This is a genomic window from Microvirga tunisiensis, assembly GCF_009296175.1.
Classification (GTDB): domain Bacteria; phylum Pseudomonadota; class Alphaproteobacteria; order Rhizobiales; family Beijerinckiaceae; genus Microvirga; species Microvirga tunisiensis.
Genome location: NZ_VOSK01001009.1, coordinates 1 through 528, shown reverse-complemented (window position 1 = coordinate 528; position 528 = coordinate 1). Strand labels below are relative to the sequence as shown.

1 protein-coding gene and 1 pseudogene are annotated in these 528 nt (G+C 62.3%); one reads left to right on the top strand and one right to left on the bottom strand.

Going from position 1 to position 528, the window contains the following annotated elements; all coding sequences use genetic code 11:
* Window positions 1–235, top strand: a 235-nt coding sequence (locus tag FS320_RS49610; protein WP_244627799.1) for a hypothetical protein, incomplete at its 5' end; no start/stop codon positions are given.
* Between the two features lie 45 nt (window positions 236–280).
* On the opposite strand, the pseudogene FS320_RS51445 reads toward FS320_RS49610, so the two are convergent.
* Window positions 281–484, bottom strand: a pseudogene (locus FS320_RS51445) (transposase); the annotation flags it as partial.
* Between the last annotated feature and the right edge of the window lie 44 nt (window positions 485–528).

Genomic DNA, 528 nt, shown 5'->3' with positions numbered 1-528 from the left:
CGGAGAGAATCATCGACGATGGCGGGAGCGCCTGCACGGCGAGAGCGTGGCTCAGGCCGCGACGGCAGGGCATCAGCTAGGGAATTTTCGAGGCCCACAATCAGGCAGTATTCACCGCCCTATGACAGCCGGTAACGGAGAGGCCTGCATGGCGGAAGAAGCGGACGATCATCTCGGGGTGACGCTTCAGCCGGCCAAACTCGCGACGGGCGAGCCGATGCAGGTCGTCGACTGAGCCGGGCAATGCGTTCGCCATGGCGCGTTTGACGAGGGCATTGCATTGCTCTTCCGGATTCAACTCCGGGGCATACGCCGGCAGATAGGCCACCGCATAGTCCTGCGCATGCGCAGCGATGAAGTCCGTTGTCGCCCGTGAGCGGTGGGCATTGAGCCGATCCCAGGTAATTACCCAGGCCCTTGCGCCAACTGGGATTCGCTGATTCCCTGCTGGTATGGGCCGCGGCGATCTTGAACGTTTGAGCAAGGAAGAGCTGATTGAGTTGGTGCTGCGGCTGCAGCGGCCGCAAA